The sequence below is a fragment of the Actinomadura violacea genome, assembly GCF_017573465.1.
In the GTDB taxonomy this organism is placed as follows: domain Bacteria; phylum Actinomycetota; class Actinomycetes; order Streptosporangiales; family Streptosporangiaceae; genus Spirillospora; species Spirillospora violacea.
The window spans coordinates 22,560-46,304 of the sequence record NZ_JAGEPF010000023.1 but is presented as its reverse complement, the minus strand read 5'-3'; the positions used below and the strand labels follow the sequence as shown (position 1 = coordinate 46,304).

The window sequence follows — 23,745 nt, the reverse complement described above, 5'->3', positions numbered from 1 at the left end:
ATGCCGCTTGACCCGCATAGAATTAAATCTCGACAAGCACAGGGCCGATGCCGAGGAAACGTGCGCCACATAGAGAACACAAATCAATCATGAGTAATGCATCGATCCGCGGCGCCCTCATCGCAGCCGGATACGAGTTTGTGCAGTTCGAGCCCAAGATCCCTGGTATGTGGAACTGGCGACCCGATGCCGTCGCCTGGGCAGCCAACTCACACGGCGCCCTCGTACCTTGGACCGTGGTGGAAGCACAGACATCCTCTGATGCCATCCGCCCTGAGGTGGGGTTGTCTGTATTGGCCCGCGCGCGGGACATGCTGGGCACCGCTGATCACTACATCGTAATGAATGGAACCGACTGGTACCGGGCCGATGCCGGTCTGCAGCGACTGACGGCAGTGGACGGTCCGGTGTCACCGCCTAACGGAGGGGATGGCGAAATTGTCGATGTCGATCTGGTGACGACGATGCTCGCTGACGAACTCTGGAAAGCAGCGGCGCGCTCGCATGATAAAGGTACGTCGGAGGCCTTTCGCTCCAACTCCGACGTCGTCCTGGGCTTGACCAGCTTCCGCACGGCCACAAACTCCTTGGTGCCGGTAAATAAGGAGACGCTCTGGCAAGCGCGCCGTCACGCGGTCGTCGACTTCGAACGTCGAGGCACGGAAGCTGGGTTTCTTACCAGCCATAAGACCGTGGCGCAGGCCGTGGCTCAGCTGGCTGGCCCGAAACTCTCCGGGCGCATCCTTGATCCATTCTGCGGAACGGGCTCATTTCTATGGGAAGCCATCGACTATGCTCGAAAGCGCGGCACAGGGCTGGGAACTGCGCTCGGCTGCGACGTCGACCAGAGGATGGTTGACCTCGCCGGATCAATTGGCGCTGTCTCGCCAGTTCCAGTTGAGATCGTTAGGACTGATGCCTTGTTGGGGGAAGGCCTACCACTCACAACCAGCATAGTCTCTGCGCCACCTCTCGGCCTCCGGTTGCAGGAGCATCACCAGCTGCTCGATGGGACCACCACACGCGATGGCGACCTGGTAGCTCTTGACCGGATCGTACGGCTTCTCGTTGACGACGGCCGAGCAGTTCTGCATCTACCTGCCGGTATCACCTTTCGTCGAAGCGCCGACCGCTATCGGCGCTTTTTGGCGACGCACTTGCGAGTTGCGGCGATTCTTGGACTTCCAGCAGGGGCTGTGCCTCGAACTGGTATTCGCTCGGTTCTATTAGTGATCGACAATGCAGAACCATCGGACACATTCATTGCTCAACTAGGAGAGGACTGGGAGGCGCAGTTAGCGCCAGGCGGTGCAGCGCTCGAAGCGGCGTTGACTCAGATCGATGGGAGCCAGCAATGATCACGTCGACGGTGGTATCACTCCGCGATGCACACACTTGGAATCCTGCGGCGCTGATGAGAGATGCGCTGAACTGGCCGGGGAAGAGTCCACGGACATTGCCGCTACGCGCCTTGGCGACACCTCTTCTTACGGACGGCTGGGTCGAGAAAGACGTCCCTGTAATCACCCCGGCAAGCCTCGATCCGGTTGGTGGCGGCGTCCGCAAACGCAGCCACAGGTACCGCGGCGCTGTATTTCAGGTCCGGGAATCCGAAAGGGGGCTTCATCCGGGAGATCTCCTGGTTCCGATGCTCCCCGATCTCCCACTCCTGCTGCTGCGCCCTGACCACGTCGGATCACTCGTCTCATCGGCCTTCCTTGCGCTTCGGCCGCAGGAAGGCGTCGGGCTATGGATCTGGGGTGTTCTCACAAGCCGCACGGGCCGTTCCTTCCGCGCTCACATCTCCACAGAAGCTTTCGGGCGAGCCACTAACAAATCAGCGTTGCTCGATTTGGAAATTCCCGTGCTACCACCAGTCAAAGCTGGACCAATCTGCAAGCGACTTGAGGGCATCGAGCGGAGGACGCACCGAGAGGAGGAAGAGGCCGCCGAAACCTGGTGGCGCGTTGCTGATCTTTCGAGTGGAGAGTGGGCGCCCGCGCTCGCGACGCCGAACCCTCAGGTACTCGACGCCGGCATACCGCTGGGAGATCTCTGCGAGGAGATCACCAGAGGTCGTCCCGTGCCTCGTGAGGCATACCGCACTGAACCAGGACCCAAACTTATGTCGGTGACTGACATCGCGGTGCTCGGCGGAAAGCCCGCTCGCCGCTGGGTCCCGTTGCACGCTAGGCCTGTAGTGAGCAAACCGGGGGATGTTTTCGTAGCCGCCGTGGGCGCACGGCCACACGCTGCACTCGCAACCGACACGACAGCCGTCGACCGAAATGTGTTCCTACTACGTCTGCGTAACCGCGCGAATGGGTTTGCCATCGTGCACTACCTCAATGGACAAGCGGGTTACGGATTGAGACAGATTCTTCTAACTGGAGACTTCATCCCTGGGATGCGAAAAGATCATTTGGCCCGCTTGCCAGTACCGCCCGAAGCGCTCGATCTCACAGACAACGACGGGCCGCCCATGCCGCTCGATCTCGAGCTGGAGCATGCGCTGTGGAGCTGAGCTGCGAACTGTCGCCGCTGGTGTTCGCGGAGCTCTACCGGATGCTCGCCGCGGACAACGAGCGCGTGGAGTTGTTGAAGGACCGCCTTGCCGAGATAGGACACGAGTGGTCGTGGTTGAGCGAAGCCGCCGAACGGTACGAGGCGACGTGGCGGGGCAACCAGAAGGCCGCTGACAGGGTCGAAGACCTAATCGCCCTTGGTACTGATCATTCGCTCCTTGCGAGCTGGGTGCTCGCCGCTCTCCGGGGAAGCGGTTCAAGCTATTATTTTGGCGAAGAGCTACGAAAGGCAGTTACTCAACGGCTACTCTCGGAGGTTCTCTATGTCCCGGCAGATATCCCCAGCCGCTGGAGACCAGTTGTAGTGGGTTGGACCCTTGGCATGGTGGTCGGAAGTGTGGATCAAAGTCTCCCGGTGGCGCCGGCCATGCTTCCGGCGGATGAGAACGTTCGAGCCGCATATGAAGGCTTGGTAGAGCACGTGCTGCACCTCGGAGACTTGAATCCACCATGGCCAGAGATGGTTGGCACCTCTACCTTCTGGCGAGGGACTGGCCTGGCGGAGGGATTGCAGCCTGAGGCCGCCGATGGCCGGACAGCCATCAAACAAATGGTCATCGAAGTCCGACGCATCTTGCCAGAGCATATGGGCAAGCTGATCGGACAACATTTCTCGCAATTCGCAGAGCGGCGTATCACTCTATCGCACGTAGCCAACATGCCCAATCGACCGCGCTTCGTTGACGTCAAAGAGCAGGCTCGAAATTGGAGTGAAATACGTTACACTATTATGGGAATAACACAGTTCCTGGGCTCGCAAATATCCTCAGAGCTAATGGATTTGGCGGCGCGTGCAGTCCGCGAGGAAACCTGGAGCGAAATCGCTTGGGATCTTTTCGCATTTGACGAGTGAACTCGTTCTTCTATTCCAGAGTAACTAATCATTTGATAAACCGAGATCGGCGAACTCAACGCTGAGGCAACAGGAGGATCCGAGTGAGCGATATCGACCGCAGCATCGACGGCGTGGCCAAGACAATCGCCGAGGTGTTGGAGAAGAAGAAGTATTCCATCGATTACTACCAGCGGGAGTACAAGTGGGAATCCAAACAGATGGCCGAACTCGTGGCCGACTTGACCTCGAAGTTTCTCGAACTCCACGGGCCTGACCACGCCCGCAGGGACGTCGCAAAGTATCGTGGCTATTACCTTGGGTCGATTATCGTCTCTCAAAAGGGCAGCCAGCCTTTTATCGTCGATGGCCAGCAGCGTCTCACCAGCTTGACCCTCTTGCTCACTTATCTGCGGCGGCTGCAACATGGTCGCGAGGACGTGGTTGACATCGACCAATTGATTTTTTCCGAAAAATTTGGCGAAAAATCCTTCAACCTTGACGTCCCCGACCGCAAGGACTGCATGGAGTCGCTCTTTGAGCGTGGCGAGTATGAGTCTCCGGCCGACGCACCGGAGTCGGTCCACACTTTGGTCGGACGGTACACCGAGCTGGACCGACTTTTTCCCGATGAGATCAAAGGAAGCGCGCTTCCGTTCTTTATCGACTGGCTAAAGGATCGGGTCCAGCTCGTTCAGATCACTGCCTATACCGATGATGACGCCTACGCGATCTTCGAAACGATGAACGACCGTGGCCTCAAGCTCACCCCGTCCGACATGCTTAAGGGCTATCTGCTTGCCAACATGGAAGGCGGCAAGCCGCGCACCGAGGCTAACGAGCTTTGGCGTAAGCGACTCCGGACCTTGGATGAGCGTGCCGACGACGCCAGCTCGGACTTTCTCAAGACATGGCTGCGCAGTCAGTACTCAACCAAGATCCGTGAGCGTAGGAAGGGCGCTCGCCCGGAGGATTGGGATCGTATCGGCACCGAGTTTCATCGCTGGCTGCGCGGCGCTCACGAAAGAATCGGCTTGACTTCCCGCGAGAACTTTTACCAGTTTGTTGCCCGGGACCTAAATTTTTATAGCTACCAATATGAGCGGATTCTTGAAGCATCATCATCTCGCGCCTTTCACTCTGGAAGCCCACTGCGCTACATTCGCTACAACGCTGATATGGGGTTCACGCTGCAGGACCAACTGTTGCTCGCACCCTTGCGAGTCGAGGACAGCCAGAAGACTATCGATCAGAAACTGGAGATTGTCGGCAGGTTCGCAGACATTCTACTCGCCTGGCGTATTTGGAACTTCCGCGCTACCGCCTACTCGACGATGCAGTATGCCATGTTCAATGTCATGCGCGATATCCGAGGTCTCGGTGTCGACGACTTGGCGAAGGTGCTCCGCGAGTACCTACTCAAGATCGACGAGGACTTCGATAGCAACGATGACCTGTATGTCCATCAACAGAATCGCGGGCAACTTCATAGGATCCTCGCCCGGATCACCGACTACATTACTGTCGAGTCTGGCCAGGCCTCCCTGTACATCGAGCTGACCAACGGCGAAGACGTGAAGTATGAGGTAGAGCATATTTGGGCCGACCACTACGAGCGCCATACAAGTGAGTTCAGCCATGAAGCCGACTTCGCCCGCCACCGAAATCGGATCGGGGACCTACTGTTGCTCCCCAAGCAGTTCAATGCGAGTTATCGCGACGACCCTTATGAGCAGAAGCTGCCACACTACTACGGGCAGAACATTCTTGCAGCCAGCCTCAATACACTGAGTTATCAGAAAAGCCCCGGCTTCGTCTCTTTTATCGAGTCCAGTGGGCTACCGTTCAAAGCATACGAGGAGTTCAAGGCCGCCGACGTCATCGAGCGAGGCAACCTGTACCGCGAGATCGCGAAGAAGGTCTGGAATCCTGACGACCTCCTCGCTGCCACGAACGACAACGGCTAAACAGGTCCTCACCTGTATGTCATGAGGTGGCCCCGATGGCGGGGATCTCGCAGGTTGGGCATACTTCTATCTAAATAGGAGATCACCTCGATCGTAAATCACCCACCCGCCGGCGACTATTTTGGCTCGCTGGCGTGATTAATATGCGCAACCCAGTGCCGGAACGCCTAGTTTATTGATCGGTCCGGCGGCGGCTGCGGATCTTGTCGAAGGCTGCGAGGGCGGTGTCGTCGGCGTCGTCGAGGGTGTGCAGGTAGCGCTCGGTGGTGGAGATGGATCCGTGGCCGAGGCGTTCCTTGACGACCTGGAGGTCGGCGCCGCCGGCCAGCAGCCAGGACGCGTGGGCGTGGCGGAGGTCGTGAATGCGGACCTTGGGGTCCAAGTCCGCCTTCTTGAGGGCGGGCTTCCAGATCCGGTTGCGGAACCAGTTCGCGGGGACGTGGCCGTCGGTCTCGCGTCGGCGGGGTTCGCGGGGGCTGTCCTTGCCGTCGGCGCGGCCGCGGGCGCGGTATTCAGCGAAGGCTCGCCTGCAGTGGTCGCAACGGCACTTGGCGGCGTTGTAGGCGCTCCGCGTTCCGTGCCGGTATCGGCGTCCCTTGGCGTTCTCTTCGGTCCAGCCTAGTGCCTCGGGGTCGAGAGGGGCAGGTCGCTCCTCGTTCGCGGCTTCCGGCAGGTAGACGAATAGGAGCCCGTCGGTGCCGAGTTTCTCTTCGATGATGTGGTCTTCGAGTTTGGCAACGATCTGGTCACTGAGCTTGAAGCGACGCCACTCTTTGTCTTTGGGGTAGTCCTTGACCAGGAAGCGTTTGCCCTCGGGGTGGAACTTCGGGTTGAGCTCCACGACGACCCGGCTGACCGTGAGGAGGCGGGAGCGGGTTTTCAGGTCTCGGCCGCGGAGTTCGGTGAGTTCGCCCCAGCGCAGGCCGGTTTCGATGGCGGTTTCGACCAGGAGTTTGGAGTCGGCGTCCGGGAGGGCGTGGTAGAGGTCGTCGAACTGTTCGGGGCTGATGATTTCCAGCGGCTTCTCGGGGACGGTGGGGGTGCGGACTCCTTTGCAGGGGTGGATGTAGGTCACCTGGTCGTTCAGGGCGGTGGTGAAGATGGCGCTGAGGGTGAACGAATGCGGTTCGTACGACTCAAGGTGGCCGCGCCGCGCATGTAGCCACCAGAACGAGGCCACAGTGAATACCAGCGCGCACATGGCCACAACGACAGCCCAAGTCATAGGCAGCAGAATCTCACGAGATGCTGATCTGGCTGTGTCGGAGGATCTGCATCGCGGTGCGCGGGTGCACGTCCAGCGCGGCCAGCAGACGGCCGCAGATGTGCCGGGTGTCATGCATCCGGATGGCCCGCACACTGGCGCGCTCGCATCGGTAGGCGAAGCTGCGGTTGACGTTCCGCGCCTCGATCGGCCGACCCTGCCGGGTCGTGAAGATGAGCCCCTTGCCAGTCCAACTCTCCTTGCGCGCGACGCATTCGGCTTCCTGACGTTTGTGGCGGATCCGCAGGGCGGTCACGCAGATCGCCGGGAGCAGCATGACACCGGACGATTCCTCAGTCTTCGTCCGCTCCTTGTGAATGAGCTGGCCCCGGACACGCTGAAGCTGCATGCTCACCGTCAACTCGTCGGCGTCCAGGTTGACGTCTTCCCAGCGAAGTCCGAGCACCTCGCCTTTCCCGGGGGTAGGCGTACCTAGCAGGCGGGGACGCGGAGGGGGACCGTGCACATCCAGCGTCCCGTCACGCCCATGGCCGCGGCGAACTCCGACGTCATCCCCGACGAACACGCCTGCCCGGGCGGCTGCCGGTACGAGCCGAACAGGCGGAACGGACACCCGTCCTTTCCATTTGGACGTGTCGGTGTTCGGTCTTCCTGTCGGTGCGGGTGTCGGTGTTCAGGGTTGGTTGTCGAAACCTGCTCCGCGGCTGACCGGGAAGGCGGAGAATGTCGCCCCGTGACGAGGTTGGGAGCCGTACCTCGTGGGCTCGGGGAGCCTCTTGCGGAGCGTGAGTTCGAGGTCCGGCACGTCGCCGAAGACGGGTCGCGGCGGGTGCCGTGGACAGAGGCGTGCCGGGCGGCATTCGAGGCCGCCTCGCTCGCCCGCATCGCCGGAGTGGAGGCCCTGGCCAGGGGAGCCCAGCGCACCATGCCCGGCTACTTGTCGGATCGCAGGTCAGCGCAGCCCGCCGCCGACGGGTTCAGCTGGAACGGACGGCGTCCGGCTCCGGGTTGAGGAGGTCGCGGGCGGCCTCGGCGAAGGCGAGGACGCGCGCCGTGGCGTTGTCGGCCCGCCACAGCAGGCCCCAGCGCAGCGGCGGGGCGTCACCGAAAGGGACATAGGCGACATCGGGGCGGGCGTAGTAGCGCCTGGCCTGGGCCCCGACCGGGAAGACGCCGCGGCCGGCGCCGATGAGGGTGAGCGCCTCGTTGAAGGTGGCGGCCGAAGGGCCGTGGGCGATCGGCCGTCCTGACGGCGTGGCGTGCGGGGTGCGGTCTAGGCGCAGGGACTCGGGCAGCGTGCCGGGAAGCTGGAGCAGGGGCGCCCGCGCCAGGTCCTCCAGGCTGACGGACGAGCGGCGCGCGAACGGGTGCCCGACCGGCACGGCGAGCATACGCGCCTCCGACACCAGGACCGGGCCGGTGGCGATGCCGGGTTCGTCGATGGGGAAGGTGCCGAGGGCCAGGTCGGTCTCGCCGTCGCGCAGCCACGGCATCAGGTCGGCCATCTGCGCCTCGCGGAGCCGGACATCGCAGTCGGGGTGGCGCCCGCGGAACACTTCGGCGGCCCCGGCCAGCAGCTGCCCGCCCGCCGCGCCGACGAACGCGACCCGCAGGGTGCCGGTCAGGCCGCGGCCGGCGGCGACGGCCTCCTCGAAGGCTGCGGTGATCTGCTCCCAGGCCGGGCGCAGCCGCTCGTCCAGCCGCCGTCCCGCCTCCGTCAGCTCCACCCGGCGGCTGGTGCGGTCGAACAGCGGCACCCCGACGCGGCGCTCCAGCTTGGCGATCGTCTGGCTGATCCGGGCGGTGGACACGTGCAGCCGCTCGGCGGTGCGGCCGAAGTGCAGCTCTTCGGCGAGGGTGAGGAGCGCCTCGATCTCATGCCGTTCCAGCACGTCTCCCCAATCGTTAAGTCAGGCTTGACGATTGTTGCACAGCGGCGCGTTGATCCGCCGTGTTCCCCGGTCGAGAGTGGAACCACCCATCCCCCCTCCGACCTGCACGGGAGCACGCATGTACTGCATCGATGGACACGCCGTGTCCGCCCCGGCCACCGACTCCGCCGCCGTCGCGCGGGAACTGCGCGACCGAACCGAGATCGTGGACGCGCTCTACCGCTTCGGCCTCGGCCAAGACCTGAAGGACAAGGACCTGTTCGCCTCCGCCTTCGCCCCCGACGCCGAACTGGACTTCCGTCCTGCGGCGGCCCGATGGGGCGGGCGCCCGCCCGTGATGACCGGGCGTGACGCCATCGTCACTACCATCCTGGCCATGTTCACCGGACGGGTGGACACCACCCACCAGATCACCAACCCCCGCATCGCCGTCGACGGCGACACCGCGCGCCTGACCGCGCTGGTCGAGGCCCAGCACCTGCTGACCGCCGACCACGCCACCTTCGCCCTGCTGAAGAACCCCTACGACGTCGAGCTGATCCGCGACGGGGACCGCTGGGTGATCCGCCGCATGCGCATCGACAACACCTGGTACACCGGCGACCCCACCGCCATCTTCGGCTGACCCCCGCAGGCCCGGCGACCCGACCGTCCATTCTCCCGATGCCCGACGAAGGCGAGTTCCCATGTCCACCGTCCCCCCGGCCCGAGCCGGGTTCCCGCACCGGCGGCTCGCGCTGGCGCTGCTGGCGTTCGCGCAACTGATCATCTCCCTCGACTACAACATCGTGTACGTGGCGCTGCCCGAGATCGGGGGCGCCCTGGACTTCTCCGCGCAGTCCCTGCAGTGGGTGATCAGCGCCTACGCGGTGGCGTTCGGCGGATTCCTGCTGCTGGGCGGCCGCGCCGTGGACCTGTTCGGACCGCGGCGGGTGTTCCTCGGCGGGCTGGCGCTGTACGCGGTGGCATCACTGGCCGGCGGGCTGGCCGGCGATCCCGGGCCGCTGGTCGCGGCCCGCGCCGTCCAGGGGCTCGGCGGCGCGCTGCTGTTCCCCGCCACGCTGACGCTGGTGTCCACCGGGTTCGCCGAAGGCCGGGACCGCAACCGCGCGTTCGCGGTCTGGGGCACCGCCGGCGGCAGCGGCATGATCCTGGGATCGCTGCTCGGCGGCGTGCTCACCCAGGTGTTCGGCTGGGAGGCGGTGTTCTACGTGAACGTTCCGCTGGCCGCCGCGGCCGTCCTGGCGACCCCGCCGCTGGTCCCGCGGGACGCCGCGCGGACGACCGGCCGCCGGTTCGACCTGGCCGGCGCGCTCACCGCCACCGCCGGAACCACCCTGGTGGTGTTCGCACTGGTGCAGGGACCCGAATCCGGCTGGGACGCCCCGGCCGTCGCGGGTGCGGCGGCGCTGGGCGCGCTGCTGCTGGCGGGCTTCGCGGTGATCGAGTCCCGCAGCGCCGACCCGTTGCTGCCGCCGCGGCTGCTGCGCGGCCGCGACCTGCGCACCGGTGTGCTGGTGACGTTCCTGTACATGGCCACCTTCGGGACGCTGCTGTACTTCCTGACCGTCTACTTCCAGGTCGTGCACGGCTACGGCGCGCTGCGCACCGGCCTGGCGTTCCTGGTGCCGATGGCCGCCATCGTCGCCGGCTCCCAGCTCGCCGGGCGGCTGGCCACCGTCCGCGGCACCCGCACCGCGATGATCGCCGCCCTGGCCGCCGGCGGCCTCGGCGCCACCGTCCTGGGGGCGACCCTCACCACCGGCGGCTCCTACGCGGCGCTGCTGCCCGGCCTGATCATCCTCGGCGTCGGGCAGGGCGCCGGCTACACGCTGATGTTCGGCGCGGCCACCGCCGGCACCCCGGCCCACCAGCAGGGCGTCGCCTCGGCGGTCGCCTCCACCGCCCAGCAGACCGGCGGTGCGGTCGGCCTGGCCGTCCTGGTCGCGATCGCCAACCACGGCACCGGCGGCCTGACCGGCGTCGCGCTGCGCGCCGCCACCGCCGGCGGGCTGCGCACCGCCGTGTTCGCCGCGGCCGCCGGGATCGCGCTCACCGCCCTGGTCGCCGCCGGGTTCGGCCCCGCGCGCCGCCGGACGCCGTCCACCGACACCGACACCGACACCGACACCATCGAGCACGCCGTCGCCTGAGCTTCGGCACCGACCTTGAGGAAGATGATGAACGACCTGAACACCCTGCGGTCCGCCGTCCACGGGCGGGTGTGGCTGCCCGACGATCCGGGGTTCGACGCCGTCCGCCGCCCCTGGAACCTGGCCGTGGAGCAGCCGGCCGCGGCCGTGGTCGAGGCGGCCGGCGCCGACGACGTCGCGGCGCTGGTCCGGTTCGCCCGCGCCGAGGGGCTGGGCATCGCGACCCAGCCGAACGGGCACGGCGCCACCGGCCGCACCGGCGGCACCGTCCTGCTCCGCACCGCCCGCCTCGATTCGGTGCGGATCGACGCCGCCGCGCGCCGCGCCCGCGTCGGCGCCGGCGTGCCGTCCAGACGGCTGCAGGCCGCCGCCGCGCCGCACGGGCTGACCGGGCTGCCCGGCAGCTCTCCGATCGTCAGCGTCGCCGGGGTCGCCCTCGGCGGCGGGCTGAGCTGGTTCGGCCGCGCCCACGGCTGGGTCGCCGACGGCGTCATCGCGTTCGACGTCGTCGACGCCCGCGGACGGCAGCGGCACATCACCGCCGAAACCGACCCCGACCTGTTCTGGGCGCTGCGCGGCGGAGGCGGCGACTTCGCCATCGTCACCGCCCTCGAACTCGCCCTGCACCCCGCCCCGCGCCTGTACGGCGGGCGGGTGCTGTGGGAGGCCGGGCACGCCCCCGACGTGCTGGACGCCTACCGGGAGATCACCGCCGCCGCCCCCGATGGGCTGACCGTGTGGTTCGATCTGCTGCACTTTCCCGGCGCCGACCCCATGGTCGCCATCGACGCCACCCACCTCGGCGACGCCGAGGAGGCGCGCGATCTGCTGGCCCCGCTGGACCGCCTGCCCCGGCCGCTGTCGGACTCCAGGCGGATGATGGAGGTCTCCGAACTCGGCGGCATCACCGCCGAACCCACCGAGCCAGGCCCCGGCCTCTCCCGCGCCGAACTGCTCACCGGCCTGGACGACACCGCGGCCAAGGCCCTGCTCGCCGAATCCATCGCCCCGCTGCTGAGCGTCCAGCTCCGGCATCTCGGCGGCGCGTTCGCCCGTCCGTCCGACACCCCGCACGGTCCGCTGACCGAGCCCTACGCCCTTTACCTGTTCGGCGTCCCCGCCGACCCGGCCACGGCCCGCGCCGTCGCCGGCAAGCAACGCGGCCTCGCCGAGGCGCTCCCCGCGAGCGGCCGCAAACCCCTCACCTTCCTCAACCCCGGGGAGACCGCGGCCGACGCCTTCAGCCCCGCCGCGCTCAGCCGCCTGCGCCGCATCAAGCAGCACCATGATCCGCACAACACCTTCCACGGCAACTTCCCGGTGGGAGGCTGACCGATCCCTTCAGCAGGGACGGACGCCGGCGACCGTGCGGCCTCCGTCCCGCTCATGGGCGACGACCCGGACGACCGGCAGGCGGGCCGTCTCCCCGGGGGTGAGGCGGTCTGCGGGATCCCCGTGCTCGTAGGACTGGAAACCTGAGGCGCGGGCGTGTGGCGCGGTGCCGCTGCTGGCAGGATTCGGGCATGCCCACCACGGATCCCGACGACCCGGTCAACGATCCGGAGGTCCGCGGCCTCGCCGCCGCGTTGCATTCGGTGATCGACTACGCGGCGCAGGCGGCCGAGTCCGCTGCTGACGCCGATCCCGGCAAGCTCGATGTCACCGGTGACTACCTCGCCGCTCTGGACGAGTTGAACGCGTCGCTGAAGCTGCGCGTGCCGGAGGAGGCCCAGGATGCCGCGTTGCGGTTCCAGGCCACCGTCAGCACCGGAAGCCAAAGCCCGATTCCCCGACGCCGACGACGAGCCGGCCGGGGCCGAAGACGACGGCGCAGGCCCAATGGCATGACCACCTCGCAGGGCGGCTCCTCGCTCCCCCACCACGAAGAGCTGCTGCGCCGCTACCTGCGCCTGTTCCAGGGGTGCCACGTGGCGGCCGGCCGCCGCTACGGATCCCTGTTCGACCTGATCCTCGAGCAAGGGCAATGGAACCGCCCCGCACTCTTCCCTGAGCAGTCGGCGCACCTGCGCGGACGGCCCGGCCGGTGCTTCGACAACGCGGCCCGGCTCGCTCGCCTCACCGGGCTCCGCTACACCGAAGCGTTCACGCTGCCCGACGTCGCCCTCGTCCCACTGCCTCATGCCTGGTGCATCACCGACGACGGAACCGTTGTCGATCCGACCTGGCCGACGCCGGGCCTTGCCTACCTGAGTGTCTCGCTCACCCTGGCCTACCGCGCCGCCGTCCTGCAGCGCCGAGTGCCAGGGCCCGGGGGCAGGGCGCCGGCGGTGTTCGACGACGCAGACCGGGCGCTGCTGTATGACGGGATCCCTCCGGACGCCCTCGCCCTTCCCGGCGAGAGCGAACCCGCTGGGTGCGGCGGTGGCGGGGGTCGGCGAGCATGTGGCTTGCCGCGGCGTTCCGGGCTTGTTCCCCAATAGAGCTGTCAGCGACCGTGCGGCCGGCCCCCGAGCACGTGCCGGCCCCACCTGGCCGATTCGGTTCGCGCGGCTCCCTTGATCGCACGTGCGGCCAGGGGAGTAACACGCGCGCGAGCTACATGCCGAGGATGTGTCGTGCGAGGAGGGCGCGGAACTGGGCGCGGCGCAGAGCGCCCAGCACGATGCCGTTGGGCCGGGCGTAGATGGCGGCCGCCATGGCGACGAAGTCGTCTGGGGAGTGGAACATGGGGAGTCTGCCGATCTTCTCGGCCCTCAGCAGCGACCAGCGTGAGAACCCGAAGTGGGGGGCGGCGAGTTCGGCGGTGAGGCCGGCCCAGTGCCGTAGATCGGCCAGGTCGGCGCGGTAGGGCTTGATGCAGGCGAGGTACTCGGGTGGCACCTGCGGCGCCTCGGCAAGGGCCACCAGCCGGGGCGGGTCCGGGCGGCGCGCACCGGATTCGTCGTCGATGAGTTGCTGTCGGGTGACGGCACCGCCGACCGTGGCCGCCAGCGCGTCGAGGCTGGCTCCACGAGCCAGCCGCGCGCCGTAGGGCCTGCGGGTCCAGCTGCGGCAGCCCATGCAGTCGCGATCCCCTCCTGAGCGGGAATCTTCCCGGGGCGCGTCGCTCCGCTAACTACACGTGCGGTCAAGGGAGTACAAGCGCCGCAGAACGAGGGTGGGAGGGCCGTTGCGGCATCGGGCGCGGCCCGGCCGGTCGTTTGCGGGGAGTGCGGCGTTCAGCGATGACTCCGACCATGGCCGCGTCAGCGCCGTCGTGCACGGCGCGCTACTCGGCTCGGGCCGTGCCCTCGAGAGCCCGAACGCGTTGCTCAGCGGCGGCGACCAGCTCGGCCCCGGCGGCCGCGCGGCCGCCGCGTCCCGTTCCTACTTCGCACTCTGGAGCTCTTCGGCAAGGCGACCGCCGGGCGGAGGAGCCGCCCGGCGGTCTGGCGTGTCAGCGCGGGGGCTTCAGGGGCGATGGAGTGTCCGCAGTCCTTGTCCGGACCGCCAGAGGTCCATGACCATGTTCGGCCCTTCGATCCGGGTGAGGACGACCTCGCTGATATCGGCCGTGAAGAAGTGGGAGTCGCTGAAGGAGTCAGGGGCCAGCCCGCGTCCGGTCAGCATCGCGGCGCGTCGCTCGGGGTCGGTAACCTCGAGCGCGCGGCCGGTGACCTTGGCGTCACCCGGTGCCGCGGCGGGGTCGTCGGCGCTCAGGATGACCGGTGGCCCGTGGAGCGCGAAGCGCGGGTCGCGCTGCAGGTCCCGGGCCTTCAGCGCGCCGGGCATCGAGCCGAACCACAGGTCGTCTCCGACGAAGTACGCCTCGATGCCGCTGACCCGCGGCGTCCCGTCTTTGCGGAGCGTCGCCAAGGTCTTGTGCTTGTGCGCCTCGAACGCGTCCCTGACCCGGGCGGCGAACTCCGGTACCGATTCAGCGATCTCATGCCAACGGGCCAACGAAACCTCCTGTGCATCGCCTACGCGCGGAAGGCGTCCATCCTGCCTTGCGGGTCCGACAATCCGGGATCTGTCCCGCTGGATCCTCCACGCCTGGCTGCGGTATGTATGGAGGGCGCCCCTGGACAGCAGGTACGCGGCCGAATCGCGAGTCCGCGAACGGCCGCTCGTACTGCGCACCTTCTCTATTTCCTGGGCGGCGTCCTCTTCGGCGTGCCCGTGCGCGTAATGAAGCCGGACGTCTCCTGGACCGTGGCGGTCCTTGCTGGCCTGGCCTTCGCCGTCTTCTACGGCTTGATCTTTAATGCCTGCTACAGATGGAGCATCTTCCGGCAGGACCTGGAAGACGACATGGGTGAACCCGGCTCGATGATCGCCCGGTCGGAGGACCTCCCCTCGACGGCCCCGCGAGCGCGGATCATGCGGGCAGCGTGAACACCAACGCCAGCACCAGCAACGGCGGCATCAGCGACGCCAGTGCCGAGCACACCCGCGCGGCCGACCAGCGACGCCGCCACGGCAACAGCCACGCGGTGGCGATGGCCGCGAGCACAACGGGCCAGCCGAACTTCAGAATGCTGTAGATCAGGTCCAGGTGCCTCATCAACGCCGGCGAGCAGTCGTCGGGGCCGCAGTTATCGGTCGCCATGGCAGAAAGCCCCCCGAGAATCAGAGCGGCTGGGCCGAGCAGTAGTGCGAGCACCGTCGCGAGGAGCGGCGCCACCCAGGCATGAGGATCGCGGTCGCGTCCAGCGGCAGCCGAGTTGAGGGCTGCCGGAAAGTGCTGCGTCGTCATAGGAAGAGTGAATCGGCCAGGAGGAGCCGGGGCATGGGTGCACGTGCTCATCCGGTTCGGGCCATGTACTCAGTTGGACTCTCGACCTTCAGCCATCACCTGGACCCGCCAAGCATGATGCGAGACACCGTCAAGCAACTCCCGGAGACACTGGGGCAAGCATCTCCCCGGACCACACTCCGACGGGCCGAGCCGTTAGCCGGGCGGGAGCGCGCCATCCCCAGCGGTGGCCTGGCCGAGCATGGTGCGGGCCGCCACCGCACAGCGGGAAGCGGTCGCGGCGCAGACCGCTTCGGGTTCAGCGTCCCCTCGGCCTCCCCCCGTTACCTTCTTCGTGGCTCCGCAATGGGGCCTCCGGCCTTCGTGCCCGGCATGACTTCCCCCTTGTTGTTCATGATCCGGGGGGTGGTGTCACAGGGCCCGGAGGCATCGACGGACCGCTGATGAGGGGCTTGAGCACCGGCTTCACCCGAGCCGGAAGAGCTCTCCGTAACGTGGATGTGGCAGCTCGATGCCGAGGCAAGGCCGGACGAAAGCGTGATGGAGGGGCCTGCACGTGATCGACACCGGCGACATCGACGTCTTCCTCGGCCTGGACGTCGGCAAGGGCGAACACCACGCCACCGCTGTCACCCGGGCCGGAAAGAAGGCGTTCGACAAGCGCCTGCCCAACACCGAACCCAGGCTCCGTGAGCTGTTCGCGAAACTCCAGGCCAAGCACGGAACGGTGCTGGTCGTGGTCGATCAACCGGCCTCGATCGGGGCCCTGCCGCTGACGGTCGCCGTCGACATGGGCTGTCCGGTCGCCTATTTGCCTGGTCTGACGATGCGGCGGATCGCCGACCTCTATCCGGGCGAGGCCAAGACTGACGCGAAGGACGCGTTCATCATCGCGGATGCAGCCCGCGCGATGCCGCACACGCTGCGGGCGATCGATGTTGAGGACGAGACGATTGCCGAGCTAGGGATGATCGTCGGCTTCGACGACGACCTGGCCGGCGAAGCCACCCGGGTCGCGAACCGGCTCCACGGGCTGCTGACACAGATCCACCCGTCGTTGGAGCGGGTGTTGGGGCCGCGGTTGCAGCACCCGGCCGTCCTGGCTCTGCTGGAGCGGTTCGGGTCACCGGCTCAGATCCGCAAGGCCGGACGGCTGCGGCTGGTCACAGGACTGTCCGCCCACCGACGACGGGTTCCCCCGGCACGCCGGCAGCTCGGCCGTGATCGTCCCCTCCCGGATCCCACGGTTGTAGCACCGGTCGGGCGGCTGGAATGAGCGTGAGCAGAGGACTTCGGAAATCGACAACTGGGGCCGGGATCGCTGCGTGACGAGAATCGAAGATTTTCTGAAGATCGCCGAAAGCCCTGTCGACCACGTACACGCCTTGGCTGGAAGACGGATTCGCCTCGCACGACCGTTGGCGCGGTCTGCGGCGTTGTCCTGTCTTTCAGCTGCGGCGGTACCTGGCCGCCATCGCGTGAAATACCTTCTTCGGTTCCCAACGGGTCTCGTCGAGCATGCGGACCACGCCGTAGGAGCCTAGATCCGCCCTTCCGGGCCTGCTGTAACCGGCGAAGGTGAACCAGAGCGCCGTGTCCACCCCTTCCTCTTCGAAGGCGTCCAGCAGCTCGGTGAGGTAGCGGACCTGTTCGTCCTCGTCCGGCACCGCATCGTGCGGCACCTGCCAGGCCGAGCCTCCCCGCCCGCCCGCGCCCCGGTAGGCACAGGTTCCGTACTCGGTCACCGCGACGGGCTTGCCGTGTGCGAGGTGTCCCTGCAGTTCGGACCGGAAGGTGTCGACGTTGTAGGCGGCACGGTAGGCATCGATGCCGACGAGGTCGAACGGACGCCAGTCAACGAACTCCCAGGGAGCCGAGGCGTAGGTGATGCGCCCGCCGAAGCGGGCACGCACCGTCTCGGCGGCTTGTGCGAGGAAGACGTTGAGACGTTCCTGCACCGAGGCGAGGCCGTTCCACCACTCCATGTCCGCCTCGGCCATGGCCCGCAGACGGTCGCCGTAGGTGTCGCCCGGGATGAAGCCACCGCAGAACGCGCTCATCTCACAGCCGGCGACGAACACCACTTCGGCACCGCTCCGTCGTAGGGCTTCGGCCCGGCGGGCACAGTCGGCGAAGAACGGCAGCAGCCGGTCGGTGGGAAGGTCGACGGGGAACGGGGCGAACCACACCTCGAGGCCGACGGCCGCCGCATGGCGGGCGGCGATGCTCAGCCGTTCGGGATCACGGCCGGAGACGCGTACGGCATCGCAGTGCAGCTCGTCGGATATCACCGCCATGTCATGCCGGACCGTTTCGTGGGTGAAGGTCTTGCGGGAGAGATCCTGTCCGGGGAGGAACCCGGTGTCGTAGTTGATGCCCCGTGCGCGCACGTCACCGCCCCTTCAGGTGCTGGACGCCGTGCTCCAGCAGGGCGAAGGCGATCTCGGTGTCCTTAGCCAAGGCGCGGACCGCATCCCGTGGCGGTACGCCGTCGGCCAGGAGGTGGAAGAAGGACTCCCGGAGGGTGAGCGCGGTCGCAGCGATCTGAGCCGCCACCAGTGCGGCCGCCGTCTCCCCGTACTCCTGCGCCAGTACCTCGGCGAGCGCACGCCGTTGCTGGTAGAGCAGGGCGTTCGCGGCCCCGCTGAGCGCGGGGCTGTCGAAGATCACGCGCATCTGGGCGAGCACCTGGTCCCGGTCCATCGCTGCCATCTGCCCGTCCGCGAACGCCTCATAGTGAGCTTGCAGCGCCTGAAGCGGGGAAAGCCCTGCGGGCCGCCGGGCGACGATGTCGGCCAGGCTCTCCTGTCCCACGCCCTGCAACGCGAGCGACTCCTTGCTGGGGAAGTACGAGAAGAGGGTGGCCCTGGCGACTTCGGCGGCCTCGGCGATATCACTGACCGTCACGGCATCGAAGCCGCGCTCGGCGAACAACCGCAACGCCACAGCAGTGATCCGCTGCCTCGTCTGTTCCTTCTTGCGCTCGCGAAGCCCTGTCATACGATGACTATAACCAGACTCGGTTCACAATTGAACCGAGTCTGGAGATGGAGTGAATCGCCACCGTGGTGAGGAGCGATCAGGAACACAAGAGAAGCGCCTTGTATGCGGCGGGATGCCTCTTCTTCCGCCCTGCCGCTACTCCTCGTCGTCGGGCGCGTCCGGGGATCGGATGGGCACAGGCCGTGGCCGAGGCCGCTGGCCTTGATGTCGAACTGGTAGCGGCCCAGGAAGTTGGTCAGGCGGGGCCGCCGACGGGCAAGCCACAAGATCACCAATGTCCATGTGGGCTCAGCTGCGGCTCGCTGGCCGCAGCCGACAAACTGGCGCCCGCTCGAGATGCCGGGGGGACGCCGAGACCGCTCAAGTCACAGCCAGCGGGCGACCCCTCTGTGATGCGAGCAGGTACCGCGCCGGTGCGCCGAATAGGACAGCGTCCCGTCACGGCACACCGCGGACGCCCCGGCTGGATAGGTCGGCCTGGCAGGGACGGCCTTCTTCGGTAGGTCAGCAGCGCCGCCGACGCCGCGAACGACACGGCGTTCAGCGCGGCGCCCGTGGCCGGGCCGACCGCGGCGACCACTACCCCGGGCAACGCCAGGCCGATGATTCAGCGTCGCATCTGAATGGGACGCAGGTCTCGCCGTCGCCGGACGGCGCGCGGCATCCAGAGCAGCTCGTCGGAGCTTGTCCGCAATACGTAATGCTGTCTCATCGCCTGCTCGCTGCTCACGGGCGATCTCACCGCTGCCTGCCACTGATCAAGCGTCGCCTGTCTCATGTCCGCGCCCGGGGATAAGATCACGCGGTGCGAACCAGCCTGCTCGTCATCGCGATTCTCCTGGCGACCCTCACCGCCTGCGGGACGCCAGAGGAAGACAAGATCGTCGTCAAGAATCTGAAGCAGTCCGGATCATCGGCGACCTACGCCAAAGTTCGCGATGGCGCAGCCAACACTAAGAGGGAGACCGGAGCCTACGACTGCGCCGAGTTCGCCGCCTCGATCGCCCATGACGTTGAGTTCCCGGCTGGCAGGGACCTCTACATCAAAGCCTGCGAAGAAGGCCAGAAGCAGGTGAACTGACCCGCAGCCTCACCGCGCGCCCGGTCGGCCGGCATCTCGGCCGGACGTCCAACGCCACCCGGCCGACCCAGCGAGCGCGCCCGGAAGGGCGCACGCCAGCCCCGTCGTCCGTTCACGGGTAGCATCCGCGTCCCGCCTGCGGTGTCTCAGTTGGTGTCCTGCGGCCAGATCTGGATCCAGTGCCGTTCCGCGTGATCCGGCGTAGCCGTTGCGGGCGGCGCGGAGGCTTCGGGGGCGAGCTGAGCGGCATCGTGGCCGCGTGCGGAGACCCGCACCCGGTATGGGCGGGTCTGGCCTGGGTCGGCGGGCATGTCCTGGAAGGTGTAGGGGCTGGTCTGATCGTCCAGGAAGTTGCAGCGGACGGCGGGCCCGGTGAAGATCATGCCGGCTTCTTCGGTGGTGTCCCAGGCGTCGCGGCTTTCGTCCGCGGCTGGTTCGTGGTCGAGGATGTCCAGGACGACCTCGACGGAGCTCTCTGGCTGGGTGGTGAAGATCGCGGCCATGTGCCGGTCGGCTTGCGGGACGATGAGTCCGCGGTGGTTGCCGGCGGTGTCGGCGGTGTCGGCGGTGTCGGCGGTGTCGGCGGTGTGGCGGTTGCTGCTGCGGTCGGTCAGCCAGTACTGCCCGCACTGTGTCTCCACAATGAAGTCGGTGCGCGGCGCGTCTGCGTCCGGGGAGCAGGTGGGCCAGTTGAGTTCCTTGAGCCACTGCGCCGGCTCGATGGGTGCGGGCCACAGTTGGATGAGGTGCCGCTCGATCGCTTCCTCGCCGCCATCCGAGCCGTCGCCGACGAAGACGTGTTCGATCTCGGCGGCCTGCTGGCGGCCGACGGCGTGCAGGCGGATGCGGTACTGGCCTTGCTGTTCGGTTTCGGTGAGAGGCAAGGCGAAGCTGAGACCACCTGCGGGTCTGGTGAGCGACTCGATGCCGGCGCTGCCGTCGAGCCGCAGGCTGAATTCCAGTACCTCTTCCCAGTCGGCGAGGTCCGGTTCGGGGCGGTGCTGCCACACCTGCACGGTCACGGGTAGATCGCACCCGTACATGCCGGTGTGCACACAGGCCAGATGCCCGCTGTCATCCAGGGCCACCAGTGGCTGAGGGCCGGGCAGATCGTTGTCGTACAGGGTGGTCACGTCGGGGGCGACACCGTCTCCCAGCCAGTACTGGTGATGCTCCACCGCGATCATCCCGCGGTAGACGATCGGCACCTCCGTGCCGTCCGCTTTCGCTTCGCCCTTCATGACACCCCGAGCCTCTCAGACCTCGTGCCATCAGCATCGTGTCGGTGTTCGAACCGGGCTGGAGGCCCGGCACCGCGCTCGGCCGTAGCGCCCCGAAGGCGTTCCAGACGATCAGCCGCGTCCTAGCCCGGATACCCGGCATGTCGACACCCCGACGTTCAGGGCCGCTGCCGGCAGCGATGGCTCTCGACGACCAGTGGGCACACCTGCGCGACGGCGCGTTCGTCGTGAAGACCAAGCTGACGGAGGTGCAGCCGGTCGCGAACGACCGCGAGCGACGCCTGTGGCAGGCGACCACCGAACTGCTGGAACGCGCACGCACGTCGCGTTAGTACATACATAACCACCCAGGCCGCGACGCGGGCCGCCGGAGAGGCCGGTGGCCTGTCCGGAGTCTGATCCGCAAAGGCCTCGGTCTTCTCTGGACCAACTCTGTCGTCGGCAGAGCCGCGAATCGCGGCAAGAGAGTTTCTCGGCGGCCTGCACGGGGTGTTGATCGATCGTGGTGTTGCGGCGTCGTCTGGATCAGTGCCGGGGCGGTCTGCTCAGTGGCCGTTGGTGTCGTCGCTGGTGCTGGAGGGCTCGTTGGTCAGGAACATGGCGTGCGCTGCGATGATCTTCCAGCCCATCCGGTCGGAACGGGTCCAGGTGCGGGTGTAGCGCATCCGGGCGGACATCGGCCGGCCGCCGACGGCGCCTTCCAGGGTGCCCAGGAACCAGGTGACACCGATGTGCTCGGTGGCGAGCACCCGCAGTTCTTCCTCCTCGACGCGGCTCAGCACCTGATGGCCGGTCTGGTGCGCGCTCAGGTCGTCCTGCTTGGAGTACAGACCCCCGTCGGGGCCGGTGAACCACGCCTCGTCATCGATCAGCTCGGTCAGCGCATCGACATCGGAGGCCAGCTGGGCGGCCTGAAGACGCCGTTCGGCGTCGCGGAGGCTTTCGGTGTGATCTTGGTTCGACATCCCCTCACTATCGTCGGCCGCCGACAGCATCGCCACGGCGTTTCACCCGTGGCGTAGCGCTGGGGCGGGGTCGATGATGTGTCGCGGCGGGACGGCACGAGTTGACCGATGCCGTGCGGCGGCGGATCGAGCCGCTTTGCCCGCTCAGCCCATCCGTGGTGACCGAGGACCGAGCACCGCGGCCACGGCCGTCGAGAGCCACCGCGTCGCCGCGTCCCCCGGCGGCCGTCCGCACGCAGCCGCGCATCCGTGGTCTCCGACACCGTTCCCGGGCGAGCGGAGGATCATCTTCCTGTCTCTGGTGATATCGGGCTGGTTTTGCTCACTTCTCAGTGTGACGGGATTGGACGAGCGTGGCGTGAGCAGTCGGGAGCCTCGCGCCGAGTGCGCGGACCGGGGGTCGACCGAATGGTTCGACGAGCTGTTCGGCCGCTACTTCGCCCGCGTGTACGCCTACGCGGTGACGCGGGTCGGCGGCGCGCTCGCCGAGGAGGTGGCCAGCGAGACGTTCGTCATCGCGTGGCGGCGGCGCGACGTGGTGCCGGAGGTTCCGCTGGCCTGGCTGATCGGCGTCGCGCGCAACGTGATCCGGGAGCAGTGGCGGCAGGCGGCGCGGCAGGAGCTGATCGCCGCGGAACTGCATGCCTGGGCGACGACCTCGCCACCGGTCGCCGGGGACGTCGCCGAGCTGGTCGTCGACCGGAACGTCCTGCTGCGGGCGCTAGCCGCGCTGCCCGAACGGGACCGCGAGGTCCTGATGCTGCTCGGCTGGCACGGGCTGTCGCCGCGCGAGGCCGCCGAGGTCCTGGGCTGTTCCCGGCCCGCGCTCACCATGCGCGTCCACCGGGCGCGCCGCCACCTCGACCGCCACATCGACGACGCGACGCGCGACGCGGATCCGGGAAGTAAAGGTGACACCGATGAGTAGGAAGACCGATCTGCTGGCGACGATGGCGGCCGTCCGGCCGGACCGGCTCGACCCGCCCGCCGATCCCGGACGGCTTGAACGCATCCGCGCCCTTGCGATGTCGAAACCGGAACCGGAACCGGGCCGTGTCCCCGCCCGCGCGCCCAGACGGCGCATCCGGTACGGCGGCACCACCGTCGCGGCGGCGGCCCTGGTCGCCGGGTTGATCGTCGTGGCACGCCCGACCGGCCAGGACACCGATCCGCCGTCGGCACGCCGGACCCTCCTCGCCGCCGCCACGACGCTCCAGGAAGGCGACACGGCGGCAGGACGGTACTGGACGGCCGACCTCAGCACCTACACCACGGCGAGCTACCTGGGCGACACCGCCGCGAAACCGCCGCCCCCCACCGCGAAACCCCTGTACCGCTTCTCCTCGACGTGCCGCGCCCGGCTCTGGGCAGCCCGATCCGGGCGCGACACCAGCTGGCTCGTCGTCGATGCGGTCACCGACCGGAGACTGAGCGGCGCCGACGAACGCGCCTGGCTGCGGGCCGGCGCACCGCGTCCCCGCACGTGCGAGATCCACGGCATGAGCGTCGGCCTGCGGGCGGCCCCACCTGCGGCGCTCGCCCTGCAACGCACCATGCGCACGACCCGGCGAGAAGAGCCGACCTATCCGAGCGCGGCGGGCGTCCCGATCACCCTCGATCAGATCGCCGCGCTGCCCCCCGATCCCACAGCGCTCAAGACGGCGCTGGACGAGCTGTGGCTCGGCTCCACCGCCTCGGCGACGGAACCGAAGGCCGGCCGGACTCCCCCGCCGGACGTCACCTTCCAGCAGATCACCGATCTGCTGGTCGGCGCCCCCGCGCCGCCCGCCGTCCAGGCCGCCCTGTACCGGGTGCTGGCCGGCCTTCCGATCGACCGAAGCCATGGAATCGTCACCGACCGCCTCGGCCGCCACGGGGTCGCCTTCTGGACCGCTACCGGCGCCATGAACATCAGGCTGATCATCGACCCGCGGACGGGACGCCCCCTCGCCGTGGAGAGCCGCCTCGCGGGCGAGCTCGACGGGTACACCCTCGTCCTCCGGCAGGGCTGGACCGACACCGTCCCCACCCTGCCCGCCCACCGCCTCTGAGACAGGGGCTGGTGTCGGCGGTGGCCGCCTTGCCTGATCGGCAACGATGAG

24 protein-coding genes and 1 pseudogene are annotated in these 23,745 nt (G+C 67.5%); 14 read left to right on the top strand and 11 right to left on the bottom strand.

Going from position 1 to position 23,745, the window contains the following annotated elements; translation table 11 throughout:
- Positions 1–89 precede the first annotated feature (89 nt).
- From J4709_RS34415 to J4709_RS34400, 4 genes are all read left to right on the top strand, one after another.
- Positions 90–1,358 (top strand): HsdM family class I SAM-dependent methyltransferase, encoded by a 1,269-nt coding sequence (locus tag J4709_RS34415; protein ID WP_208247161.1) that lies wholly within the window; start codon positions 90–92, stop codon positions 1,356–1,358.
- Positions 1,355–2,524 carry a hypothetical protein gene (locus J4709_RS34410; protein WP_208247159.1) on the top strand — a complete coding sequence of 390 codons (1,170 nt, stop codon included), beginning with the start codon at positions 1,355–1,357 and terminating at the stop codon, positions 2,522–2,524. Before J4709_RS34415 ends, J4709_RS34410 begins: the two co-directional genes overlap by 4 nt.
- Positions 2,515–3,438: a hypothetical protein gene (locus J4709_RS34405; RefSeq protein ID WP_208247157.1), complete on the top strand. Its 924-nt coding sequence runs from the start codon at positions 2,515–2,517 to the stop codon at positions 3,436–3,438. The genes J4709_RS34410 and J4709_RS34405 overlap by 10 nt, the downstream gene beginning before the upstream one ends.
- Positions 3,439–3,521: 83 nt before the next feature.
- A complete protein-coding gene (locus J4709_RS34400; RefSeq protein WP_208247155.1) occupies positions 3,522–5,384 on the top strand; it encodes a DUF262 domain-containing protein in 1,863 nt (620 codons plus the stop codon).
- A gap of 172 nt (positions 5,385–5,556) precedes the next feature.
- Here the strand turns inward: J4709_RS34400 and J4709_RS34395 are convergent, their stop codons facing one another.
- The 3 genes from J4709_RS34395 to J4709_RS34385 all read right to left on the bottom strand — a co-directional run bounded on the left by J4709_RS34395 (position 5,557) and on the right by J4709_RS34385 (position 8,501).
- On the bottom strand, positions 5,557–6,585 hold the full coding sequence (locus J4709_RS34395) for a tyrosine-type recombinase/integrase (protein ID WP_232384492.1): 1,029 nt from the start codon (positions 6,583–6,585) through the stop codon (positions 5,557–5,559).
- 37 nt (positions 6,586–6,622) lie between these two features.
- Entirely contained in the window at positions 6,623–7,054 is a 432-nt protein-coding gene (locus J4709_RS34390; protein WP_208247151.1) for a tyrosine-type recombinase/integrase, read from the bottom strand.
- A 532-nt stretch (positions 7,055–7,586) separates the two neighbouring features.
- Positions 7,587–8,501 carry a LysR family transcriptional regulator gene (locus tag J4709_RS34385; RefSeq protein ID WP_208247148.1) on the bottom strand — a complete coding sequence of 305 codons (915 nt, stop codon included), beginning with the start codon at positions 8,499–8,501 and terminating at the stop codon, positions 7,587–7,589.
- A gap of 118 nt (positions 8,502–8,619) precedes the next feature.
- On the opposite strand from J4709_RS34385, the gene J4709_RS34380 reads away from it, so the two are divergent.
- From J4709_RS34380 to J4709_RS34365, 4 genes are all read left to right on the top strand, one after another.
- A complete protein-coding gene (locus J4709_RS34380; protein ID WP_208247147.1) occupies positions 8,620–9,126 on the top strand; it encodes a nuclear transport factor 2 family protein in 507 nt (168 codons plus the stop codon).
- A 61-nt stretch (positions 9,127–9,187) separates the two neighbouring features.
- Positions 9,188–10,654 (top strand): MFS transporter, encoded by a 1,467-nt coding sequence (locus tag J4709_RS34375; RefSeq protein WP_208247145.1) that lies wholly within the window; start codon positions 9,188–9,190, stop codon positions 10,652–10,654.
- Positions 10,655–10,678: 24 nt separating this feature from the next.
- Positions 10,679–11,986 carry an FAD-binding oxidoreductase gene (locus J4709_RS34370; RefSeq protein WP_232384491.1) on the top strand — a complete coding sequence of 436 codons (1,308 nt, stop codon included), beginning with the start codon at positions 10,679–10,681 and terminating at the stop codon, positions 11,984–11,986.
- 191 nt (positions 11,987–12,177) lie between these two features.
- The gene (locus tag J4709_RS34365; protein ID WP_208247143.1) at positions 12,178–13,095 is read left to right on the top strand and encodes a hypothetical protein; all 918 of its coding nucleotides are present in this window, start codon (positions 12,178–12,180) and stop codon (positions 13,093–13,095) included.
- Positions 13,096–13,210: 115 nt separating this feature from the next.
- On the opposite strand, the gene J4709_RS34360 is transcribed toward J4709_RS34365, so the two are convergent.
- Positions 13,211–13,675: a helix-turn-helix domain-containing protein gene (locus tag J4709_RS34360; protein ID WP_208247141.1), complete on the bottom strand. Its 465-nt coding sequence runs from the start codon at positions 13,673–13,675 to the stop codon at positions 13,211–13,213.
- A 390-nt stretch (positions 13,676–14,065) separates the two neighbouring features.
- The gene (locus J4709_RS34355; protein ID WP_208247139.1) at positions 14,066–14,557 is read right to left on the bottom strand and encodes a pyridoxamine 5'-phosphate oxidase family protein; all 492 of its coding nucleotides are present in this window, start codon (positions 14,555–14,557) and stop codon (positions 14,066–14,068) included.
- Positions 14,558–14,785: 228 nt separating this feature from the next.
- Between J4709_RS34355 and J4709_RS34350 the strand changes: the two genes are divergently transcribed.
- Positions 14,786–14,992: a hypothetical protein gene (locus J4709_RS34350; protein ID WP_208247138.1), complete on the top strand. Its 207-nt coding sequence runs from the start codon at positions 14,786–14,788 to the stop codon at positions 14,990–14,992.
- Here J4709_RS34350 and J4709_RS34345 read toward each other — a convergent pair.
- Positions 14,976–15,353 carry a hypothetical protein gene (locus J4709_RS34345; protein ID WP_208247136.1) on the bottom strand — a complete coding sequence of 126 codons (378 nt, stop codon included), beginning with the start codon at positions 15,351–15,353 and terminating at the stop codon, positions 14,976–14,978. The two genes, J4709_RS34350 and J4709_RS34345, sit on opposite strands and share 17 nt — an antisense overlap.
- 556 nt (positions 15,354–15,909) lie before the next feature.
- Between J4709_RS34345 and J4709_RS34340 the strand changes: the two are divergent.
- Positions 15,910–16,518: pseudogene (locus J4709_RS34340) on the top strand (IS110 family transposase); the annotation flags it as partial.
- Positions 16,519–16,801: 283 nt separating this feature from the next.
- Here the strand turns inward: J4709_RS34340 and J4709_RS34335 are convergent.
- From J4709_RS34335 to J4709_RS55855, 3 genes are all read right to left on the bottom strand, one after another.
- A complete protein-coding gene (locus J4709_RS34335) occupies positions 16,802–17,743 on the bottom strand; it encodes a glycoside hydrolase family 113 protein (RefSeq protein ID WP_208247134.1) in 942 nt (313 codons plus the stop codon).
- A 1-nt stretch (position 17,744) separates the two neighbouring features.
- Positions 17,745–18,353: a TetR family transcriptional regulator gene (locus tag J4709_RS34330; RefSeq protein ID WP_208247132.1), complete on the bottom strand. Its 609-nt coding sequence runs from the start codon at positions 18,351–18,353 to the stop codon at positions 17,745–17,747.
- A 368-nt stretch (positions 18,354–18,721) separates the two neighbouring features.
- A complete protein-coding gene (locus J4709_RS55855) occupies positions 18,722–19,111 on the bottom strand; it encodes a DUF3761 domain-containing protein (RefSeq protein WP_208247131.1) in 390 nt (129 codons plus the stop codon).
- Positions 19,112–19,161: 50 nt separating this feature from the next.
- Between J4709_RS55855 and J4709_RS34320 the strand changes: the two genes are divergently transcribed.
- Positions 19,162–19,437 carry a hypothetical protein gene (locus J4709_RS34320; RefSeq protein WP_208247128.1) on the top strand — a complete coding sequence of 92 codons (276 nt, stop codon included), beginning with the start codon at positions 19,162–19,164 and terminating at the stop codon, positions 19,435–19,437.
- Between the two features lie 146 nt (positions 19,438–19,583).
- On the opposite strand, the gene J4709_RS34315 is transcribed toward J4709_RS34320, so the two are convergent.
- The gene (locus tag J4709_RS34315; protein ID WP_208247126.1) at positions 19,584–20,678 is read right to left on the bottom strand and encodes a hypothetical protein; all 1,095 of its coding nucleotides are present in this window, start codon (positions 20,676–20,678) and stop codon (positions 19,584–19,586) included.
- A 38-nt stretch (positions 20,679–20,716) separates the two neighbouring features.
- On the opposite strand from J4709_RS34315, the gene J4709_RS34310 reads away from it, so the two are divergent.
- Positions 20,717–21,010, top strand: coding sequence for a Rossmann-fold NAD(P)-binding domain-containing protein (locus tag J4709_RS34310; RefSeq protein ID WP_208247124.1), 294 nt, complete (start codon positions 20,717–20,719; stop codon positions 21,008–21,010).
- Between the two features lie 213 nt (positions 21,011–21,223).
- Here the strand turns inward: J4709_RS34310 and J4709_RS34305 are convergent, their stop codons facing one another.
- A complete protein-coding gene (locus J4709_RS34305) occupies positions 21,224–21,673 on the bottom strand; it encodes a nuclear transport factor 2 family protein (protein ID WP_232384511.1) in 450 nt (149 codons plus the stop codon).
- 328 nt (positions 21,674–22,001) lie between these two features.
- Here J4709_RS34305 and J4709_RS34300 point away from each other — a divergent pair, with 328 nt between their 5' ends.
- Both J4709_RS34300 and J4709_RS34295 read left to right on the top strand, forming a co-directional pair.
- Entirely contained in the window at positions 22,002–22,571 is a 570-nt protein-coding gene (locus J4709_RS34300) for an RNA polymerase sigma factor (RefSeq protein WP_208247122.1), read from the top strand.
- Positions 22,564–23,694 (top strand): hypothetical protein, encoded by a 1,131-nt coding sequence (locus J4709_RS34295; protein ID WP_208247120.1) that lies wholly within the window; start codon positions 22,564–22,566, stop codon positions 23,692–23,694. Before J4709_RS34300 ends, J4709_RS34295 begins: the two co-directional genes overlap by 8 nt.
- Positions 23,695–23,745: the final 51 nt, after the last annotated feature.

What these genes read in the sequence shown, in the direction of transcription:
- J4709_RS34415 (WP_208247161.1), top strand. Translation starts at nt 90, where the DNA reads ATGAGTAATGCATCGATCCGCGGCGCCCTCATCGCAGCCGGATACGAG.
- J4709_RS34410 (WP_208247159.1), top strand. Translation starts at nt 1,355, where the DNA reads ATGATCACGTCGACGGTGGTATCACTCCGCGATGCACACACTTGGAAT.
- J4709_RS34395 (WP_232384492.1), bottom strand. Translation starts at nt 6,585, where the DNA reads ATGTGCGCGCTGGTATTCACTGTGGCCTCGTTCTGGTGGCTACATGCG.
- J4709_RS34380 (WP_208247147.1), top strand. Translation starts at nt 8,620, where the DNA reads ATGTACTGCATCGATGGACACGCCGTGTCCGCCCCGGCCACCGACTCC.
- J4709_RS34375 (WP_208247145.1), top strand. Translation starts at nt 9,188, where the DNA reads ATGTCCACCGTCCCCCCGGCCCGAGCCGGGTTCCCGCACCGGCGGCTC.
- J4709_RS34370 (WP_232384491.1), top strand. Translation starts at nt 10,679, where the DNA reads ATGATGAACGACCTGAACACCCTGCGGTCCGCCGTCCACGGGCGGGTG.
- J4709_RS34365 (WP_208247143.1), top strand. Translation starts at nt 12,178, where the DNA reads ATGCCCACCACGGATCCCGACGACCCGGTCAACGATCCGGAGGTCCGC.
- J4709_RS34360 (WP_208247141.1), bottom strand. Translation starts at nt 13,675, where the DNA reads ATGGGCTGCCGCAGCTGGACCCGCAGGCCCTACGGCGCGCGGCTGGCT.
- J4709_RS34350 (WP_208247138.1), top strand. Translation starts at nt 14,786, where the DNA reads ATGAAGCCGGACGTCTCCTGGACCGTGGCGGTCCTTGCTGGCCTGGCC.
- J4709_RS34345 (WP_208247136.1), bottom strand. Translation starts at nt 15,353, where the DNA reads ATGACGACGCAGCACTTTCCGGCAGCCCTCAACTCGGCTGCCGCTGGA.
- J4709_RS34330 (WP_208247132.1), bottom strand. Translation starts at nt 18,353, where the DNA reads ATGACAGGGCTTCGCGAGCGCAAGAAGGAACAGACGAGGCAGCGGATC.
- J4709_RS34315 (WP_208247126.1), bottom strand. Translation starts at nt 20,678, where the DNA reads ATGAAGGGCGAAGCGAAAGCGGACGGCACGGAGGTGCCGATCGTCTAC.
- J4709_RS34305 (WP_232384511.1), bottom strand. Translation starts at nt 21,673, where the DNA reads ATGCTGTCGGCGGCCGACGATAGTGAGGGGATGTCGAACCAAGATCAC.
- J4709_RS34295 (WP_208247120.1), top strand. Translation starts at nt 22,564, where the DNA reads ATGAGTAGGAAGACCGATCTGCTGGCGACGATGGCGGCCGTCCGGCCG.